Here is a 16585-nt window from a genome sequence, read left to right on the forward strand (position 1 = left end):
GTCCCCGGCAGCCTCAACCGTCCCCGGCCACCCGGCCCTCCCGGGCCGCACGCGGCAGCCCCGGCCGCCCTCCGCCGCCTCAGCGGCCCGGCGCCTCCCGGAACGCCCGGGGCCGGTACACGCGCTCGGCCGTGTCGTGGAGGACCGCCCGCTGCGCCTCCTCCGAGAGCGGGGCCAGGGCCTCGCGGTAGGTCTCGAGCAGCCGGCGGTACCCCACGAACATGCCGTCCACGGGGAAGTTGCTGCCGAACATGACCCGCTCGGGCCCGAAGATCGCGACCATCTCGCGGATCAGCCCCTCGTTGCCCAGGGACTCCCAGTCGCGCCCGGCCACGCACAGCCCCGAGGCCTTGAGCACCACGTTGGGCGCCTGGGCGACGTCGGCCAGCGCGGCGCGCCACGCGGCCACGGTCCCGGGCTCCCGGTCGGCGAGGACGCCCGAGTGGTTGACCACCAGCGTCGTGCCGGGGAAGTCCAGCGCCAGGGCCCTGGCCTCGGCCAGGTTCCACCACGGCGTCTGGAGCTCGAAGTGCAGCCCGAGCAGACCGAGCGCGGCGTAGCCTTCGCGCCACCGGTCATCGCTCATGAGGCTGCGCTCCCCCGCCCGCGCGGCGTCGGGCGAGGCGGGCCCGCCCGGCTTGTGCCGCACGCTGCGCACCAGCGGGTGGGCGGCCTGGGCGGCCAGCAGCTCCGCGGCGTCGGGCGCGTCGAGCCAGGCCTGGGCGGCCATCGCACCGGGGACGCCGGTCCGGCGGGCGACGTCGTGGACGTACCGGGTCTCGCCGAGCGGGTCCGCGGGGTCCCACTCCGCCTCCATGTAGACCGAGGCGACGACGCCGGTGCCGGCCGCGTCCGCGAGGTAGTCCTCGGCCCGGTAGGTGCGCTTGATCGCCGAGTAGTCGCCGTAGCGGTGCGGCACGGCGCCCTCGGGCGTCAGCCACGGGTAGAGGTTCCGCTCGAGGTCCCAGATGTGGTGGTGGGCGTCGATCACCGGCCCGGCATACGTCTCAGGCACGCGCGGCCTCCTTCCGGGCGACGTCGCGCCCCTCGAAGTCGATGGCCAGCGAGCCGACCAGGTAGACCGCGGCGCACACGGCCAGGTAGACCAGCACCGCCGTGTAGCCCCCGGTGAACTGGACCAGCAGGCCCGCTACGATGGGCACGACGATCCCGGAGGAGGTGCCGGCGAAGTTCATCGCGCCGCCCACCAGGCCCACGCGCTCGGGCTGCGCGAGCATCCCCGGGATGGTCCAGTACAGCCCGCCGAACAGGTTGAAGAACACGCCCACGCACAGCAGCGCGACGGCGGTCCCGGCGTCGGCGACGAACGGCAGCGCGACCATCGCCGCGAGGCTCAGCGCCCCGGACCCGCCGAACAGCAGCTTGAACGCCTTGTTGCGGCTGAAGCGCCGCTGGAGGCGGTCGGCGAGGAGCCCGCTGAGGATCTCGCCGACGGCGCCGCACAGGAAGATCAGGAAGGTCGCGAAGCCCATGGCCTGCAGGTCCAGCCCGCGCGCGTTGGCGAGGTAGTTGGGGCCCCAGGTGACCAGGCCCCAGAAGACCATCGCCCAGCCGATGCGGCCCACGACCATCCAGAAGAAGGTGCGCCGGCTGAGGCCGGGCTTGCGCTCGCTCGCGGTCGCGACGTCGGCCCCGATCAGCTCGATCTCCGCCCGGTTGACCCGCGGGTGCTGGTCCGGCCGGTTGCGGATGTAGGCCGCGACGCCGATGCCGATCAGCACGGTCGCCAGCCCGATGATCACGAAGGACCAGCGCCAGGAGCCGGTGGTGGTGATGAGCCAGGCGACGATGAGCCCGCCCAGCGCCGAGCCCAGCGGCGCCCCGGAGTCGATCAGCGTGACGCCCGAGGCCCGGCGCCGCGGCGGCATCCAGGTCGAGACGAGCTTGCTGGCCGAGGGCATGTAGGGCGCCTCGAACGCGCCGAGGCCCAGGCGGGCGATCACCAGCATGACAGCGCTCCACGCCAGCCCGCCCAGGGCCGTGAAGGTGCCCCAGATCGCGGCGGCGACGCCGATCACCCGGCGCGGGCCGAAGCGGTCGGCCGCGAGCCCGCCCGGGATCTGGCACAGGCAGTAGGTCCAGAAGAAGGCCGAGAGGATCAGGCCCTGGGTGGCCGGTTGGAGGAGGAACTCGGCGCTGATGGTCGGCAGGGCCACCGAGAGGGAGGCCCGGTCGATGCAGTTGATCGTGTAGAAGACGAACAGGATGACGACCACCGACCAGCGGATGTTCGTCGGCCTGCCGTGGGAGGTCCGCTCGGGGGCGGTCCCGGTTCCGGGGTGGCTCATCGGGCGTCCTTCGGGGAGTCGACGGGTCGGGTGGTGGCGGCGGCACCGGGACCCGAGGGGGCGGCGTCGTGCCCCAGGCCGGCGGCGTCGGGGTTGCGCGGCACGTCCCGGACGGAGCTGACGGTCCGCACGGTCAGGGTGAGCGCGCCGCCGACCAGCATGATGCCCGCGGTGATCCACAGGGCGATCTCGGCCGACTGCGTCGCGTCCTTGACGGCCCCGATGAGGTAGGGCGCGGCGAAGCCGGCCAGGTTGCCGGTCGAGTTGATCAGCGCGATGCCGCCGGCCAGCGCGGTGCCCGTGAGCAGCGAGGTCTGGAAGCTCCAGAACACGGCCGGGATGGACAGCGCCCCGGCGTTGGCGAGCATGAGCCCGATGATGCCCAGCACAGCGTTGTCCCCGGCCAGGATGCACACGACGAAGCCGATCGCGCTCAGCAGGAACGCCGCGGCGATGTGCTTGCGCCGCTCGCGCCGCCGGTCCGAGCTGTACCCGAAGATCACCATCGCCACGATCGCGGCGAGGCTGGGCAGGGCGTAGATGAACCCGACCGCGACGTCGTTCTGGAACCCGAGCCCGCGGATCAGGGTCGGCAGCCAGAAGCTGATCCCGTAGAGGGCGAAGTTGTAGGAGAAGTACACCCCGGTCAGCAGCCAGATGAGCGGGCTGCGGAAGACCTCGCGCAGCGGCGTGTGCCCGGCCGCCGGCGCCTCGACGCGCAGCAGCGAGCCCAGCCGGTCGCGCTCGGGCTCGCGGAGCCAGCCGACCTTCCGGTAGTCCTCCTGGAGGAAGAACAGGATGACGACGCCGAGCAGCACGGTCGGCACGCCCTCGACGATGAACAGCCACTGCCAGCCGGCGAGCCCCGCGAGGCCCTCGGTCGCGGCCAGGACGCCGCCGGAGATCGGCCCGCCGATGACCCCGGAGGCAGCCAGAGCGATGTAGAAGATCCCCCAGGCGCGGCCCCGGCGGCTGGCCGGGTACCACTGGGACATGTAGTACAGGATGCCCGGGATGAACCCGGCCTCCGCGACGCCGAGCAGGAAGCGCAGCGCGTAGAACATCGCGGCGCTGTCCACCAGCGCCATGAGCGCCGAGATGATCCCCCAGGTGATCATGATCCGGGCGATCCAGCGGCGGGCGCCGACCCGGGCGAGGATCAGGTTCGAGGGGATCTCGAAGATGAAGTACCCGATGAAGAACAGCCCGGCGCCCAGGCCGTAGACGGCGTAGGAGAACCCGAGGTCCGCGCTGAGGTGCTCCTGGGCGAAGCCGATGTTCACGCGGTTGAGGTAGGAGAGGAAGAAGCCGATCATCGCGAGCGGCAGCACGCGCAGCGAGATCTTCCGGAAGAGCTGGTCGTCGTTGACAGCGGTCATGTCGTGGTCCTTCGTGACGTCGCGGCGGGTCGCCGCGACCGATGGGTGGATCGGCCTAGCCGCGTGCCGCGGGTCGGCCGTCGGGGGCCGGGAGCTCGACGCGGTAGACCCGCGCCGCGGTCCCGTGGAACACCTCGTCGAGCTGCTCCGGGGTGGCGTCGCCGAGGCCTGCCAGGACGGTGTCCACGACCTCGTCGAAGGTGGGGGCCGTCAGGGTGGCCACCGGCAGGTTGGAGGCGAACAGGCAGCGGGAGTGGCCGAACGCCGCGACCGTCTCCCGCACGACCCGCTCGTTGGAGGCGCGGTCCCAGCGGTTGCCGGGCAGGCCGAGCTCGGAGACCTTGACGACGGTGTTGGGCAGCGCCGCGAGCTCCTCCATGCCCGCGCGCCAGAGGTCCATGCCCTCGGGCCCGCGGTCCAGCGGGAGCCCGCAGTGGTTGACCACCACGGTCGTCTCGGGGATCTCCCGGACGTGGGCGGCCGCTTCGGCCAGGTGGTAGTAGGGGACGCGCAGGTCCCAGGAGAAGCCGTGCTCGGCCAGCGCGTGGAGCCCCTCGACCCAGCGGGGGTCCCGCATGGTCCCGGGCCCCTCGGCGCGCTCGCCGGGGCCGGCGGCGATCACCGGCTTGGAGCGGATGCCCCGGACCAGCGGGTGCTCGGCGTGGCCCGCCAGCACCTCCCTCAGGTCCGGCTGGGTGAAGTACACGTGGCCGACGGCGGCCAGCGGGAAGCGCGGGTCCTCGCGGTGCAGGTCCGTGAGCCAGCGGGACTCCTCGACCTGCTCGTCGCGGGAGCGCTCGGCCTCGCAGTGCACGGTGCCGACCACGTTCCAGCCGGCCGTGGCCTCGCGGTACTGGGCGGGCATGAAGGTGCGGCGCATCGCGTGGTAGTCGCCGAGGAAGAAGCCCTCGTCGTACTCGTCCTGGATCCAGGGCCAGCGGCCCTCGCCCTCGAGGTCCCAGAAGTGGTGGTGGGCGTCGAGGATGCGCAGCCGCTCGCGGGCCTCGGCGGCGATCATCGCGCGCTCCCCCGGGCCTCGGCGGCGAGGTCCGCCGGCCGGCGGTCCCCGGCGTCGTCGAGCCCGAAGCCGCTCGCGAAGGCCTCCTGGACGCCGGCGTCGAGCCCGTCGACGTCGGCCGCGCGGATCAGCTCGCCGGCGGCGACGTCGCGGTTCAGCACGGTGCCCCCGAGGGTGTAGAAGGCGGCGACGCCGAGCTGCGCCTCGGTGCCGGGCAGCATCGCGGTGTCGAGGCCGTCGATCTCGTGGTGGTGCCCGGCGACCGTCAGCGCGGTCCCGGCCGCCAGGTCGCGGGTCGCGCGGGCGCCCAGGAGCGTCGCGGCGCGCCCGGCGCCCGGGCCGGCCCTCGACCGCGGCGGCGATGGTCAGCGGCGTCTCGACCCCCATCGCGTGGTAGGGCCAGTAGAGGCAGGCGTAGCGGCCGTCGCGGCTGACCACGTGGCCCTTCTGGCGCAACAGCTCCCAGGTGGGGGCGTCGTGGGTGCGCACGACGGCGAAGACGCCGCCGGCGAAGCTCGCCTCCTCGGGCAGGCGCAGCATCGAGAACACGTCGACGGCGCCGGGGGTCCGCACCAGGCCGCCGTCGGCCTCCTCGGCGTAGACGTCGGCCAGCTCGTCCGGCCGGACCACGGGGTAGTGGAGGGACTCGACGTCGGCGGTGTAGCCCGAGTACTGGGAGACCACGGTCATCTCGCACGAGTCGGCGGCGGCCGCGCGCTTGAGGTCCTTCACGGCCTCGGCGCGGGCGGCGAGCGTGGCCCGGGCGTCCTCGCCCAGGGAGAGCAGGCCGGCCAGCCCGGGGGCGGGGACCTCGGCGTCGAGCTGGCGGACGGTGCCGGCCTCGGGGTCGAAGACGAGGTCGTACTCGCCGGACTTGCCGCACGCGACGACCTCGAGGCCGACGTACTCGACCCAGTCGAGGAGGCGCAGGAGGTTGGCGGGCTGGTCGCCGTCGCCGGGGAGGTAGGAGACGCCGGCGGCCTCGGCGCGCCGGGCGAGGTCGACGCCGGCCACGGTCTCGACCTCCTTGCTCACCATCACGACGTGCGCGCCGGCGGCCATCGCGGCCCGGGCGTAGGCGACGCCCACGGGGACGACGCCGGTGGCCTCCACCAGCACGTCGAGGGAGGAGAGGTCGAGCGCGGCGGCGTCGGCGGCCAGGAGGATGCGGCCCTCGCCGATCGCGCGGGAGTTCTCCGCGACGTCGGCCCCGGCCCGGACCACGCGCTCGGCGGGGTAGCCGAGGTCGGCCAGCAGGGCGGCGGTCGCCTCGAGGTCCGGGTCGATCAGGACCGCGGGCTCCTGGGCCGGCACGTACCGCAGCTGGGCCAGCAGGGTCCGGCCGAAGCCGCCGCCCGCCCCGGTCAGCGCGATGCGGATCGGGTGTGAGTGCGATGGGGTGATCATCCTTGACCTCGTTCTCGAAGGGTTCTGCGGCGGCGCCGGGACGGCACCGGTGACGCGTGCCATCTCAGAGTTTCATATATAATCACAAATAGTCACACAGTCGAGTAGAGTTGGCAACCAGCCCCTTCGCCCCGCGCCGCCCGCGGGACCGACCCCGACAAGAAAGGCCGCGCATGCACCGCATCGGAGTGATCGCCGACGACTTCACCGGCGCCACCGACATCGCCACCGCCTACGCCTCGGCCGGCTTCCGCACCGCCGTGTTCATCGAGGACGCCGTCGCCCGGGAGGAGGCCGCCGACGCCGACGTCCTCGTCGTCGCCCTCAAGACCCGCACCGCGCCGCGCGAGGAGGCCGTGGCCGCCTCCCTCGACGCGCTGCGGGACCTGCGCCGGCTGGGCTGCGAGCGCTTCTACGTCAAGTACTGCTCGACCTTCGACTCCACGGACGAAGGGAACATCGGGCCCATCCTGGACGCCGCGGCGGCGGAGCTGGGGGCCGCGCGCACCGTCGTCGTGCCCGCCTACCCGGACAACGGGCGGACCACGTACCTGGGCCGCCTCTTCGTGGGCGACCAGCTGCTCGAGGAGTCGCCGATGCGGGAGCACCCGTTGACCCCGATGCGCCGCTCGCGCCTGAGGGACCTGCTCTCGCCGCAGACCGGGCGCGCGGTCGGCGAGGTGCACCTGCCGGCCGTGCACGCCGGGCCCGAGGCGCTGCGCGCGGCGCTCGACGCGCTGCCGGAGGGTTACGCCGTCATCGACGCCGTGGAGAACGCCGACCTGCGCACGATCCACCGCGCGACCCGTGACGACCTGCTGGTCTCGGGAGGCGCGGGCCTCGCCCTGGGCGCCGCCGGGGGCTCCGGCACCGCCGCAGGATCGGGCGCCGACGACGCCGCCGGAACTTCCGCCGCCGGTGAGGACGCCAGCTCCGGCGCCGCCCCCGTCCCGCCGTTCCCCCCGCTGGAGGGCCGGAGCCTGGTGGTGTGCGGCAGCGCCTCGAGCATGACCCGCGCGCAGGTCGCCGACGCGATGCGCTCCCACCCGACCCGGGCGCTGACCGTGGACCGCCTCGCCGAGGAGGCCGCGGCCGAGGTCGACGACGTCGCGGCCTGGATCGCCGGCGCCGACCGGGCCGCCGTCCCGGTCGTCTACTCGGTCGCGACGGCCGGGGACCTCCGGCACGACGCGGCCGCCGCCATCGAGGACGCGCTGGCCGAGCTCGCGCGCCGGGCCGTCGCCGAGGGCGGCGTGCGGCACCTGATCGTCGCCGGCGGGGAGACCTCCGGCGCGGTGACCAAGGCGCTCGGCATCGGCCGGCTCGACATCGGACCGCGCATCTCCCCCGGCGTGTGCTGGTCGCGGGCGAGGACCCGCGCGGGGGAGAGCATCGACATCGCGCTCAAGTCCGGGAACTTCGGCACCGAGGACATGTTCAGCTCGGCCTGGAAGGAGCTGGGGGAAGCGTGAGCGTCACCGAACTGATCGAGACCGGGCGGCGCTTGGATCGGGCGGGCATCAGCCCCGGCAGCAGCGGCAACCTCAGCGTCCGCACGAGCGACCGCATCCTCATGAGCGGCACCGGCACCTCGCTGGGGCACCTGGCGGAGGAGGACATCGCCGTGCTCGACCTCGAGGGGCGCTGGCTCAGCGGGGCCAGGCCCTCGAAGGAGGTGCCGCTGCACGCGGCCATGTACGCCCGCGAGCCCGGGCACCGCGCCGTCGTGCACCTGCACTCCCCCCAGTCGGTGGCCGTCGCCTGCCTCGAGCCGTGGTCCGAGCTGAGCGCGGTCCCGCCGATCACCCCCTACTTCCTGATGCGCGTGGGGCAGACCCCGCTGATTCCCTTCGTCCCGCCGGGCAGCCCCCTGATGGGCGACGCCGTGCTGGCCGCGCCCGGCCGGTTCCGGGCCGCCCTGCTGGCCAACCACGGGCAGGTCACCGCCGGGGCCGACCTGGCCGCCGCCGCCGACGCCGCGGTGGAGCTGGAGGAGGCGTGCCGGATCACGCTGCTCACCGACGGCCGCGCCCGGCGCCTGCTGGACCCCGAGACGGCGGCCGGGCTGGCGGCCGCGTGGGGCACCCACTGGGACGACGCCGGGGCGCCGCGCGAGGCCCCCGCGGGCACCTCCTCCCGGTGACCCCGGCCGCCCCGCGCCGCGGCCACCGGGGCCCCACCCGGTAAAATGACCCGGACACCGTAAGGAGCCGTCGTGACCGACCCCGTGCAGACCCCGCTCATCCCCGAGCAGCGCCGCGAGTTCATCTTCAGCCAGCTGCGCCGCGACTCCGTGCTGAGCATCCGGCAGCTGACCTCGATGCTCGGGGTCAGCCACATGACCATCCGGCGGGACATCGCCGCCCTGGAGGACCAGGGGAAGGTCATCTCGACGCCGGGCGGGGCCAAGATCGCGAGCCGCCTGGTCGTGGAGCCGAGCCGCACGGTCAAGGCGATGGCCGACGTCGAGCAGAAGACGGCGATCTCCGCCCACGCGGCCTCGCTGATCCGGGACTCCATGACGGTCTACGTCGACGCCGGGACCACGCTGCACCCGCTGCCCCGCTTCCTCAAGGACCGGCGGGACCTCACGGTGGTGACCAACGACCTCGCGATCGCGCACTCGCTCATGGACCTGCCCGGCGTCGAGATCATCATGACCGGCGGGCAGGTGGAGAAGCGCAACCAGTCAAGCACCGGCCGCCTGGCCGCGCTGACGCTGCGCGAGCTCTCGATCGACCTGGCGTTCCTGACCACCAGCTCGTGGGAGATCAAGCGTGGGGTCACGATCCCGACCGAGTTCAAGGTGGAGCCCAAGCTCGCCGCGATGCGCTCGGCCTCCGAGGTCGTGCTGGCCGCCGCGAGCACCAAGTACGGCTCCGCCGCCCGGTACCGGGTGTGCGGCCTGGAGGAGCTGGACCTCGTCGTGACCGACGCCGGGCTCACCGCGGAGCAGGCGGCGGACCTGGACGAGCGCGGCATCGAGGTCGCAGTGGCGGCGCCGCTGGGCTGAGGCCCCGGCCCGCCCGGGCACCCCGCTCGGCCGACGCCGTTCGCTCGGCCGACGCCGCCCCTCGCGCGGGCCCGCTCGGCCGACGCCCCGGCCGCTCGCGCGGGCCCGCTCGGCCGACGCCCCACTCACTCCGCCAGGCGCTTGCGCAGGCGCGCGTCGACCTCGTCCCACGACCGGTCCGGGAGCCGCCGCGCCGCCTCGGCGACGATCTCGCTCGAGGTGATCTTGCCCCGCGAGGCGAGCTCGTCGTCCTGGATCCGGGCCAGGATCGACTCGCTGGCGTCGAAGAGCAGGCTGGGGTCCGGCGCGGAGAGCGAGAGCGGGGCGATGTGCCGGTAGGGCGCGAGGGCCCGGCGCCACAGGGCCGCCCGCTCCGCCGCCTCCTCGTCCTCGGGCGCGTCCTCCTCGGGGATGGGGTAGGGCTCCATCCCCTCGATGCCCATGAAGTGCTGCTCCAGCGCGGGCCGCTCGGTCCCGAGCAGCACGTACGTCCACGTGAGCTCCGGGTCGTCCGGGTCGCCGACGAACTGGGCCCGGCAGCGCAGGTCGATCGCCGGGTGGACCGGCACCGCCGTGGGCTTGCGCATCTCCGCGTGGGCGACGTCGACGAACTCCGAGGCGCGAGTGATCATGCACGCGCTGTGGGCCCGGCTGAACAGCAGGTCCTCCTCGCCGACCTGGCCGTAGGAGAGCCGGCGGAACACCTCGTCCCGGGACTCGCCGGTGCGCAGCACCTCCGCGAGCACGGTGGCGACGGCACGGACGCCCTCCTGCCGCCAGGCGCGCCACGCACCGGGCATCTGGCCCGGGACCCACGCCGGGAGCCGGGCCCCGGTCGGGACGCGGAACCCCTTGGGTTGGCTGTACGTCATAGCGGCCTCGCTCCTTCGGCGATCATGGGGCCGACGCCCCGGTGCTCTCGTCCCAGAGGGACGGCTGTCCCTCGGCCGCCTGCTCGACGAGCAGGACCCACGCCGCGGCCCCGATGGCCGGGGTCGCGGTCATCGACAGCGCCTCGTCCTCGCGCGACGCCGCCGCCCAGCGGGCCGTGCCCCGGGGCTCGGCCGCGCCGGTGCCGGCCAGGGCCTCCAGGGTCGCCCGGGCTCCGGCGGCGTCGCCGGTCCGCAGCTGCGCCAGGGCCACCCCCGCGGTGCCCTCGGCCCAGACCAGGGGCGGGGAGGGCGAGGGCACGGGGGCGTGGCCCGCGGTCCCGAGCGCCGAGGAGGCGAACAGGGAGGCCCGGGCCAGCGACGTCCCCGCCAGGGCCGTCCGGCCCGAGGCGGCCAGGAAGATCGCGCCCCACGAGTTGACGTCCAGCGCCTCCCCGAGGTCCGGCCCGTCCGGGGAGCGCCCCTGCAGGAACCTGCCCCGGTCCGCGTCCCACAGCCGGTCCGCCACGGCGTCGCCCAGGGAGTCGGCCGCCGACGACGCCGCCGGGTCGCCCAGCACCGTCCCGGCCAGGCGCAGCGCGTGCCACGCGTCCAGGTTGTGCTCCGTGGAGGCCCAGGGCAGGGCGGCGTCGGCGTCGAAGCGCCAGTCGGGCGTGTAGGCCCCGTGGCCGCCGGTCACCAGGCCCTCGAGGGGGCCCCCGGCGGCGCGCTGGGCGAGCAGCCAGTCCACCGCGCGCGCGGCCGAGTCGGCCACCCGGTCCCGCCAGGCCCCCTCCGGGAGGGTCGCGAGGTAGCGCAGGAGGGCGTAGGTCGCCATGGCGTGGTTGCCGGTACGGAACTCCCGCAGCGCGCCCTCGGGGTAGAGGGACGCGGCCGAGGTGACGAAGCCGCCGTCCTGCGCCCCGCCATACTGCTGCAGGCTCAGCAGGCCCTCCGCGAGGGTCGCCGCGGACTCCTCCTCGCCCATCGAGAGCGCCGCCAGCAGGGCCAGCGCCTGGTCGTAGCTGAAGACGCGGCCATGCAGGTGGCTGCCGCGCGGGGCGTCGAAGGAGCGCAGCAGCCCGGTCGGGGGCGCGTGCTCGGCGAGGATCGCGCCGTCGGCGTCCACCAGCCGGAAGACCTTGGTGCCCGGGTAGGCGTAGGGGAAGGAGAAGGTGCCGTCGGCGGCCACCGGCGCGGTGCCGACGTCGTACTCCCGGTCGGTCACCACCAGGACCTCCACGACGAGCCCAGTAAGCGGCGCGCCCTCCTCTGTGCCGGGCACGACCGTGCCCGAGACCGGCCCCGTCCACGACGCCGGGTACGGCTCGTCCGGCACCAGGCCGGCGTCGCCGGTCGCGGCGGTGCCCGTGCCCATCTGCCCCTCGATCCACGACCACGCCTGCGCGGCGCGCGCCGAGGGGCCCGGCGCGGGATCCGCCCCCGCGGGCACCGCGCCCGCCAGGCCGAGCACCGCCGTCACTGCCACCACCACTGCCGCGCGCAGGCCACGAGGACCACGACCACCAGACATGCCAATCCCTTCCATCCCACCCAGATCTCCGCCCTGCGGTCCGCGGCGAGCATCCGCCGGGCCGCGCGGGTCGGCCGGTCGCCGCTCACGCCGCGACCACCTTCCCGGTTTTCTCCGTCTTCTCCCAGGTCTGCGCCGCCCCGCGCAGCTCCGCCACGTAGGCCGCGAAGGTCACCGCGCACAGCAGCGGACCGAAGCCCACCACGAGCATCAGCGGCCCCACCAGGGGACGCAGCGCCCGCACCCGGTCCACGCGATAGACCGCCCAGCCCGCGACCATGCACGCCGAGGTCCACGTGTAGGCGGCCAGCAGCACCCACTCGCGCACCTGGGCGTCCCAGGACAGGCCCGCGGCCCCGGCGGCGCCGGCCAGCAGCCGGTCCGCGGGCCCCGGCACCAGGACCCACGCGATCGTGGCCATGCTGATCAGCCCCGGGAACGTGACCCCCTGGAGCCAGCAGCGGCGCGCGATCCGGCGGTCCAGCAGGAGCGTGTAGAGCGTCGTGAAGACGAACCCCAGGGCGCTCAGGCCCCAGTACGCACTGAACAGCAGCCGGGCCACCCCGCCGTCGAGGAACCACAGGGTGACCAGGGAGGCCGAGGCGAGCACCGCGAAGGCCGGGAGGTACAGCGTCGAGTACCACTGCAGCGCGAACCACGGGTTCCACAGCCGGTGCCGCCGGCTGGGCCGGAAGAACACCTCGCCGAACCGCCGGGTCACCTGGAGGTTCCCCCGCGCCCAGCGCAACCGCTGCTTCCACAGCGCGACGACGCTGGCCGGCTCCTCGGCCAGGCACTCGGCGTGCGGGTCGAAGACGACCCGGCGGCCGCCGAGCTGGGTCAGCAGCGTCGTCACGGTGTCCTCGGCCAGCGTGCCCGTGTCGATCCGGCCGCCGATCGCCTCGAGGTTCTCCCGGCTGTGCAGCTGCGCCCCGCCGGCCAGGCAGGCCTGGGCGCCGACGACGTTCTGGGCCCGCCGCGCGGCCAGCTGCGCCGTGGCGTACTCGTAGCCGATGCACCGGTTGACCCAGCTCGCCGGCTGGCTGGCCTCCCGGATGAACGCCGTCACCGCGCCGACCCGGGGGTCGCGCAGGTGCCGGGCCATCCGCGCGATGGACCCCGAGGTGAAGACGACGTCGGCGTCGGTGATCAGCACCGCCTCGGCCCAGTCGTCGGCGAGGATGGTCCGCAGCCCGTGGTTCAGCGTGTGCGCCTTGCCCTGCCCGCCGTTCTCCCGGCGCAGGGGCACGACGCGGCCCGGGTGGCGCGCGCTCGCCGCGGCCAGGATCTCCGGAGTCTCGTCGGTGCTGCCGTCGTCGACCACCACCAGCCGCAGCCGCTCCGCCGGGTAGTCCAGGCCCATCATCCGGTCCACCGAGTAGCGCAGCACCGGCGCCTCGTTCCAGGCGGGCACGAGGACTGCGACGCGCGGCGCGGCGTCGGGATCGGCCCGGTCCAGGTGGTCCCGCGTCCGGTGGAACATCACCAGCAGGTACCCCACGATCGAGCTGACGATCGGCAGCGTCCCCACCAGCACCAGGGCGCTCAGGACCCAGAGCAGCAGCGTCATCGGGCGGCCCCCAGCTCGGCCGCGGCCTCCCGGACGTAGGACCAGCGGCCGACGTCGGCGGCCCGGTGGGCGTCGCTGCCCGCGGTGATCTCCACCCCGAGGTCCATCAGCCCGCGCACCGTGCCGAGGCCCGGACAGCGCCACTTCTCGTTGACCTCGACGGCGCCGCCCGCGGCCCGGCACGCCGCGGCCAGGGCCTTGAGGTGCTCGCCGCGCACCTCCGCCTCGTCCAGCCCGCACTTGGGGAGCAGGCTGAACAGGTGGGCGAGGATCGGCGGGGCGGGGCTCGCGAGCAGCGCGGCGCACGTGGCCTCGACCAGCTGGTCCAGGGCCCCCGCCGGCGTCATCCGCCCCTCCGCGAGCAGGGTCGTGACCGCCGAGGGGGTCAGCGGCCCCTCCGTCCCCGGGAACTGGTGGTCGGCGATCAGCAGGTAGTCCAGCGGCGGGGCATCCGCGGGCAGGTCCAGCGCGCCGGCGGCGTCGAGAATCTTGGCCTCCGCGCCGCACCGGATCCGCAGGGGCGAGGACACGGCCCGGACGGCCCGGACGTACTCGGGCAGCCAGGTGGTCGAGCGGCGCACGTGGTCGCTGACCCCGTAGGCCTCCAGGCCGGCGGCCTCGGCGGCCGCGACCATCGCCCCGAGCGGGTCGGCCCCGTCGGTCAGGTCGGTGTGGGTGTGCCAGTCGGTGCGGTCGTCGATCACGGCACGCTCACCCCCGCCGGCTCGACCGCCAGGTACTCCCCCACCGGCACGACGACGTCCTCCCAGTGCCGCACCACCGCGACCTCCCGGAAGCCCATCCGCTCGGGCATCGGATCGCCGAAGGCGCCGCCCACGGCGAGCAGCGGCATGTCCACCCCGGCGGCCACGGTCAGCGGCATCGTGCCCGGGAAGCGGGGGTTGACCTCCAGCAGCGCCGGCTCGCCGTCCACGGCCCGCTTGGCCTGCACGTTCACCACGCCGACGACGCCGATCACCTCCGCGACACGCCGCCCGAACCGCTCGAGCGCCTCGTCCCGCACGGTCCGCCCCGCGACCGCGATCCCGGAGTCCGTCTTGTCCCGCCGCCGCGGCACGGCCGCGATCACGTGCCCGTCGGGCCGGGCCAGCACGTCGATCGAGAACTCCTCCCCGGGCAGCAGCTCCTGGGCGATGAAGGTGCCGTCCAGCGGCGTCGCGCCCAGGTCCCCCGGGGTCACGAGCGCCACGCCGCGCCCGCCGGCCCCGCTGCGGGGCTTGACGATCAGGCTCTCCCCCAACTCGGCCAGCTCCTCGCGGCGCGTGTCCCGGTCCAGCAGGACCGTGCGGGGGACGCGGACGGCGGCGACGCAGGCCCGCACCAGGGCGAGCTTGTCCAGGCACAGCTCGATCGTGGGACGCCGCTCCATCAGCAGCCGGATCCCGCGCGCCTGGAAGGCCGCCTCGCGCGCCGCGATCGGGGGGAGCTCGACGTCGACCGTGGGCACCACCAGCTGCGCGCCGTGGCGGGTCGCGACGTCCAGCAGGGCGTCCGCGAAGCCCGGGTCGTCCCCGCGCGGCAGCAGCGCCCGGCGCGACTCGGGGACCAGGTACAGGCCCACGGCCATCGGGTCGAGGTCGGCGGCGACGACGTCGTACCCGGCGTCGACGAGCTCCCGGACGAGGACGACCGCGGCGGCCCCTCCGGCCCCGGTGACCAGGACCTTCCGGTCGCGGGTGCTGTGGATCTGCGGCATGGTCATGCTCCCGTCTCGAGGGGGTAGGGCGCCATGGGGATCGGGACCACCGGCGCGAGGGGCGAGCCCAGGGCGAGGGCCCCGCGCTGGCGGTGCGCTCCCGGGTCGAAGCTGCGGATGACCTCGAAGGGCTCCGCGTAGCGCGCCCGGGGGGCCAGGTGGCGCGCCCAGTAGCGCGCCCCCGCGACCACCAGCTCGGGCTCGAGGTAGCTGCGCTCGCTCTGGGAGGCGAAGGCGTGGAGCACCTCGATCTTGCGCGACATCACGGCGTCGACCGGGATGAACCGGGTCGGCGAGTAGTCGTTGGTCGCCGAGGGCGACTGGTAGGCGTAGACGTTGGGGACCCGGCGGGTGGCGCTCAGCGTGGCGGTGTGCACGGCGCGGTGGTCCTGGTGGCCGTCGTGGGCGGAGTGCACGTAGACGGTCGAGGGGTCGACGTCGGCGACCACGGCCTCAATCAGCCGGATCGTCTCGATGCCCGCCTCGATCCGGGTGTCCGGCAGGTCGCCGAGGAGCAGGCGCGCGCCCAGCATGCTGGCGGCCGCGCGGGACTCGCCGGCACGCGCGGTGCGGTCCCCGCCGACGCTGCCGCGGCTCAGCGTCAGGACCGTCACGGCGTCGCCGCGGCCCCGGTGCTCGAGCAGCGCGCCGGCGCAGCCGATCTCGACGTCGTCCGGGTGCGCGCCGATCGCGAGCACCCGCTCGGCGCCGGAGCGGGAGCGGTGCAGGGACTCCTCGAAGGCGGAGTTGACGCCGATCGTGTCCTGCGGGTCCAGCACGTCGGTCAGGGAGCCGTGGATGGCCCGCAGCATCAGCTCGGCGTCGAGGTCGCGCGCGGCGGTCATGAGGAAGACCTCCACGGAGGGGAACACGTCCTGCAGGAGCGCGACGACGCCGCACCGGGGCTCCTCGCGGAAGGTCCCGACGTCGAGCAGGGCGACGTCGGCCGCGGGCAGCTCCGCGATCTCGGTGGCGGCGGCCTCCGGGGAGATCCGGACGCACTTGTAGCCCACGCGCGCCAGGGTCGCGAGCAGCTCCGGCACCTCCAGCTCGCCCACGAGGAGCGCGAGCGGACGCGGGGCGGGCCGGCACTCCTCGACGCCGGGCAGCTCCCGGCGGGCGGGCACGACGGGGCCGGCCGGGACCTCGACCTCGTTGGGTTCCTGAGTGCTTCCCACCGTTCATCCCCTTCGAGGGCCGGCACGCATCTGTGCATAACGTCACATCACGCTCAACGTACTACACGGTATACGTCTGGGTAACCCCTTTTCGGAGGGAAACGGCCGCCGGGCGCCCCTCAGTCCGCCGGGACGGAGACCGCGGTGAGCACCCGGCCGTCGTCGAGCGCCCAGCGGCCGCGCAGGATCCGCAGCGCTCCGGGGGTCCGGGGGTGCAGGAGGCGGGCCTCGAAGCGGCCGGTCGCCCCGACGTCGAGCTCCGCCTCCTGGAAGTCCAGGTAGACCCCCATGACCTGGAACCACGCCTTGTAGACGGACTCCTTGGCGCTGAAGCGCAGGACGTCGAAGGCGCCGGGCGGGATTCCCGGCGGGGCCAGGCGGGGCTCCTCGGGCCGGAGCACGAGGTCGGGGACGCCCTCGGGCGGCGGGGCCCCCCGCCCCCCGCGCCCGGGCCGCGGGGGCGGGCGCTCGCCGAGGAGCACCGCGAGCGCGCCGCCGTCTACGCCGAGCCGTTCGTGGAGCGCCGCAACCGCGGCGCGAAGCACCCGGTGGAGGACTTCCTCTTCACCTACTACACGCTCAAGCCGGGCC

Annotated in this window: 15 protein-coding genes and 1 pseudogene; 4 read left to right on the forward strand and 12 right to left on the reverse strand. The window is 74.7% G+C overall.

Annotated elements, in window-relative coordinates:
• Window positions 1-79: 79 nt before the first annotated feature.
• The 4 genes from NBM05_RS13940 to NBM05_RS13955 are packed head-to-tail and all read right to left on the reverse strand — an operon-like array spanning window position 80 to window position 6113.
• Window positions 80-1015 (reverse strand): amidohydrolase family protein, encoded by a 936-nt coding sequence (locus NBM05_RS13940; RefSeq protein ID WP_254168698.1) that lies wholly within the window; start codon window positions 1013-1015, stop codon window positions 80-82.
• Window positions 1008-2309 (reverse strand): MFS transporter, encoded by a 1302-nt coding sequence (locus NBM05_RS13945; RefSeq protein ID WP_254168700.1) that lies wholly within the window; start codon window positions 2307-2309, stop codon window positions 1008-1010. Before NBM05_RS13945 ends, NBM05_RS13940 begins: the two co-directional genes overlap by 8 nt.
• Window positions 2306-3688, reverse strand: coding sequence for an MFS transporter (locus NBM05_RS13950; protein WP_254168702.1), 1383 nt, complete (start codon window positions 3686-3688; stop codon window positions 2306-2308). Before NBM05_RS13950 ends, NBM05_RS13945 begins: the two co-directional genes overlap by 4 nt.
• A 55-nt stretch (window positions 3689-3743) precedes the next feature.
• The gene (locus NBM05_RS13955) at window positions 3744-6113 is read right to left on the reverse strand and encodes an amidohydrolase family protein (protein WP_254168704.1); all 2370 of its coding nucleotides are present in this window, start codon (window positions 6111-6113) and stop codon (window positions 3744-3746) included.
• Window positions 6114-6286: 173 nt separating this feature from the next.
• Here NBM05_RS13955 and otnK point away from each other — a divergent pair, with 173 nt between their 5' ends.
• The 3 genes from otnK (at window position 6287) to NBM05_RS13970 (ending at window position 9126) form a co-directional block, all read left to right on the forward strand.
• Entirely contained in the window at window positions 6287-7585 is a 1299-nt protein-coding gene (gene otnK, locus NBM05_RS13960) for a 3-oxo-tetronate kinase (protein WP_254168706.1), read from the forward strand.
• Complete coding sequence (locus NBM05_RS13965; RefSeq protein ID WP_254168708.1) at window positions 7582-8256, forward strand: class II aldolase/adducin family protein; 675 nt, start codon at window positions 7582-7584, stop codon at window positions 8254-8256. Before otnK ends, NBM05_RS13965 begins: the two co-directional genes overlap by 4 nt.
• Window positions 8257-8328: 72 nt before the next feature.
• The gene (locus tag NBM05_RS13970) at window positions 8329-9126 is read left to right on the forward strand and encodes a DeoR/GlpR family DNA-binding transcription regulator (protein ID WP_254168710.1); all 798 of its coding nucleotides are present in this window, start codon (window positions 8329-8331) and stop codon (window positions 9124-9126) included.
• Window positions 9127-9251: 125 nt separating this feature from the next.
• Here the strand turns inward: NBM05_RS13970 and NBM05_RS13975 are convergent, their stop codons facing one another.
• The 8 genes from NBM05_RS13975 to NBM05_RS15725 all read right to left on the reverse strand — a co-directional run bounded on the left by NBM05_RS13975 (window position 9252) and on the right by NBM05_RS15725 (window position 16476).
• Complete coding sequence (locus NBM05_RS13975) at window positions 9252-9998, reverse strand: hypothetical protein (protein WP_254168713.1); 747 nt, start codon at window positions 9996-9998, stop codon at window positions 9252-9254.
• 22 nt (window positions 9999-10020) lie between these two features.
• Entirely contained in the window at window positions 10021-11484 is a 1464-nt protein-coding gene (locus tag NBM05_RS15510) for an AGE family epimerase/isomerase (RefSeq protein ID WP_302184041.1), read from the reverse strand.
• Window positions 11475-11618 (reverse strand): hypothetical protein, encoded by a 144-nt coding sequence (locus tag NBM05_RS13985; protein WP_254168715.1) that lies wholly within the window; start codon window positions 11616-11618, stop codon window positions 11475-11477. Before NBM05_RS13985 ends, NBM05_RS15510 begins: the two co-directional genes overlap by 10 nt.
• Window positions 11615-13099, reverse strand: coding sequence for a glycosyltransferase family 2 protein (locus tag NBM05_RS13990; RefSeq protein WP_254168717.1), 1485 nt, complete (start codon window positions 13097-13099; stop codon window positions 11615-11617). Before NBM05_RS13990 ends, NBM05_RS13985 begins: the two co-directional genes overlap by 4 nt.
• Entirely contained in the window at window positions 13096-13803 is a 708-nt protein-coding gene (locus tag NBM05_RS13995; protein WP_254168719.1) for a PHP domain-containing protein, read from the reverse strand. The genes NBM05_RS13990 and NBM05_RS13995 overlap by 4 nt, the downstream gene beginning before the upstream one ends.
• A complete protein-coding gene (locus NBM05_RS14000) occupies window positions 13800-14816 on the reverse strand; it encodes an ATP-grasp domain-containing protein (RefSeq protein WP_254168721.1) in 1017 nt (338 codons plus the stop codon). The genes NBM05_RS13995 and NBM05_RS14000 overlap by 4 nt, the downstream gene beginning before the upstream one ends.
• Before the next feature lie 2 nt (window positions 14817-14818).
• Window positions 14819-15994 (reverse strand): PIG-L deacetylase family protein, encoded by a 1176-nt coding sequence (locus NBM05_RS14005; protein ID WP_254168723.1) that lies wholly within the window; start codon window positions 15992-15994, stop codon window positions 14819-14821.
• A 119-nt stretch (window positions 15995-16113) separates the two neighbouring features.
• Entirely contained in the window at window positions 16114-16476 is a 363-nt protein-coding gene (locus NBM05_RS15725) for a 4'-phosphopantetheinyl transferase superfamily protein (protein WP_309248180.1), read from the reverse strand.
• On the opposite strand from NBM05_RS15725, the pseudogene NBM05_RS14015 reads away from it, so the two are divergent.
• Window positions 16447-16585: pseudogene (locus tag NBM05_RS14015) on the forward strand (3-methyladenine DNA glycosylase); the annotation flags it as partial. The gene NBM05_RS15725 and the pseudogene NBM05_RS14015 sit on opposite strands and share 30 nt — an antisense overlap.

The organism is Rothia santali (assembly GCF_024199905.1).
Classification (GTDB): Bacteria; Actinomycetota; Actinomycetes; order Actinomycetales; family Micrococcaceae; genus Rothia; species Rothia santali.

Bases quoted from the DNA above. Each gene is read 5' to 3' on its own strand.
- NBM05_RS13945 (WP_254168700.1), bottom strand. From the start codon at position 2,309: ATGAGCCACCCCGGAACCGGGACCGCCCCCGAGCGGACCTCCCACGGC.
- NBM05_RS13950 (WP_254168702.1), bottom strand. From the start codon at position 3,688: ATGACCGCTGTCAACGACGACCAGCTCTTCCGGAAGATCTCGCTGCGC.
- NBM05_RS13955 (WP_254168704.1), bottom strand. From the start codon at position 6,113: ATGATCACCCCATCGCACTCACACCCGATCCGCATCGCGCTGACCGGG.
- otnK (WP_254168706.1), top strand. From the start codon at position 6,287: ATGCACCGCATCGGAGTGATCGCCGACGACTTCACCGGCGCCACCGAC.
- NBM05_RS13975 (WP_254168713.1), bottom strand. From the start codon at position 9,998: ATGACGTACAGCCAACCCAAGGGGTTCCGCGTCCCGACCGGGGCCCGG.
- NBM05_RS13990 (WP_254168717.1), bottom strand. From the start codon at position 13,099: ATGACGCTGCTGCTCTGGGTCCTGAGCGCCCTGGTGCTGGTGGGGACG.
- NBM05_RS14000 (WP_254168721.1), bottom strand. From the start codon at position 14,816: ATGCCGCAGATCCACAGCACCCGCGACCGGAAGGTCCTGGTCACCGGG.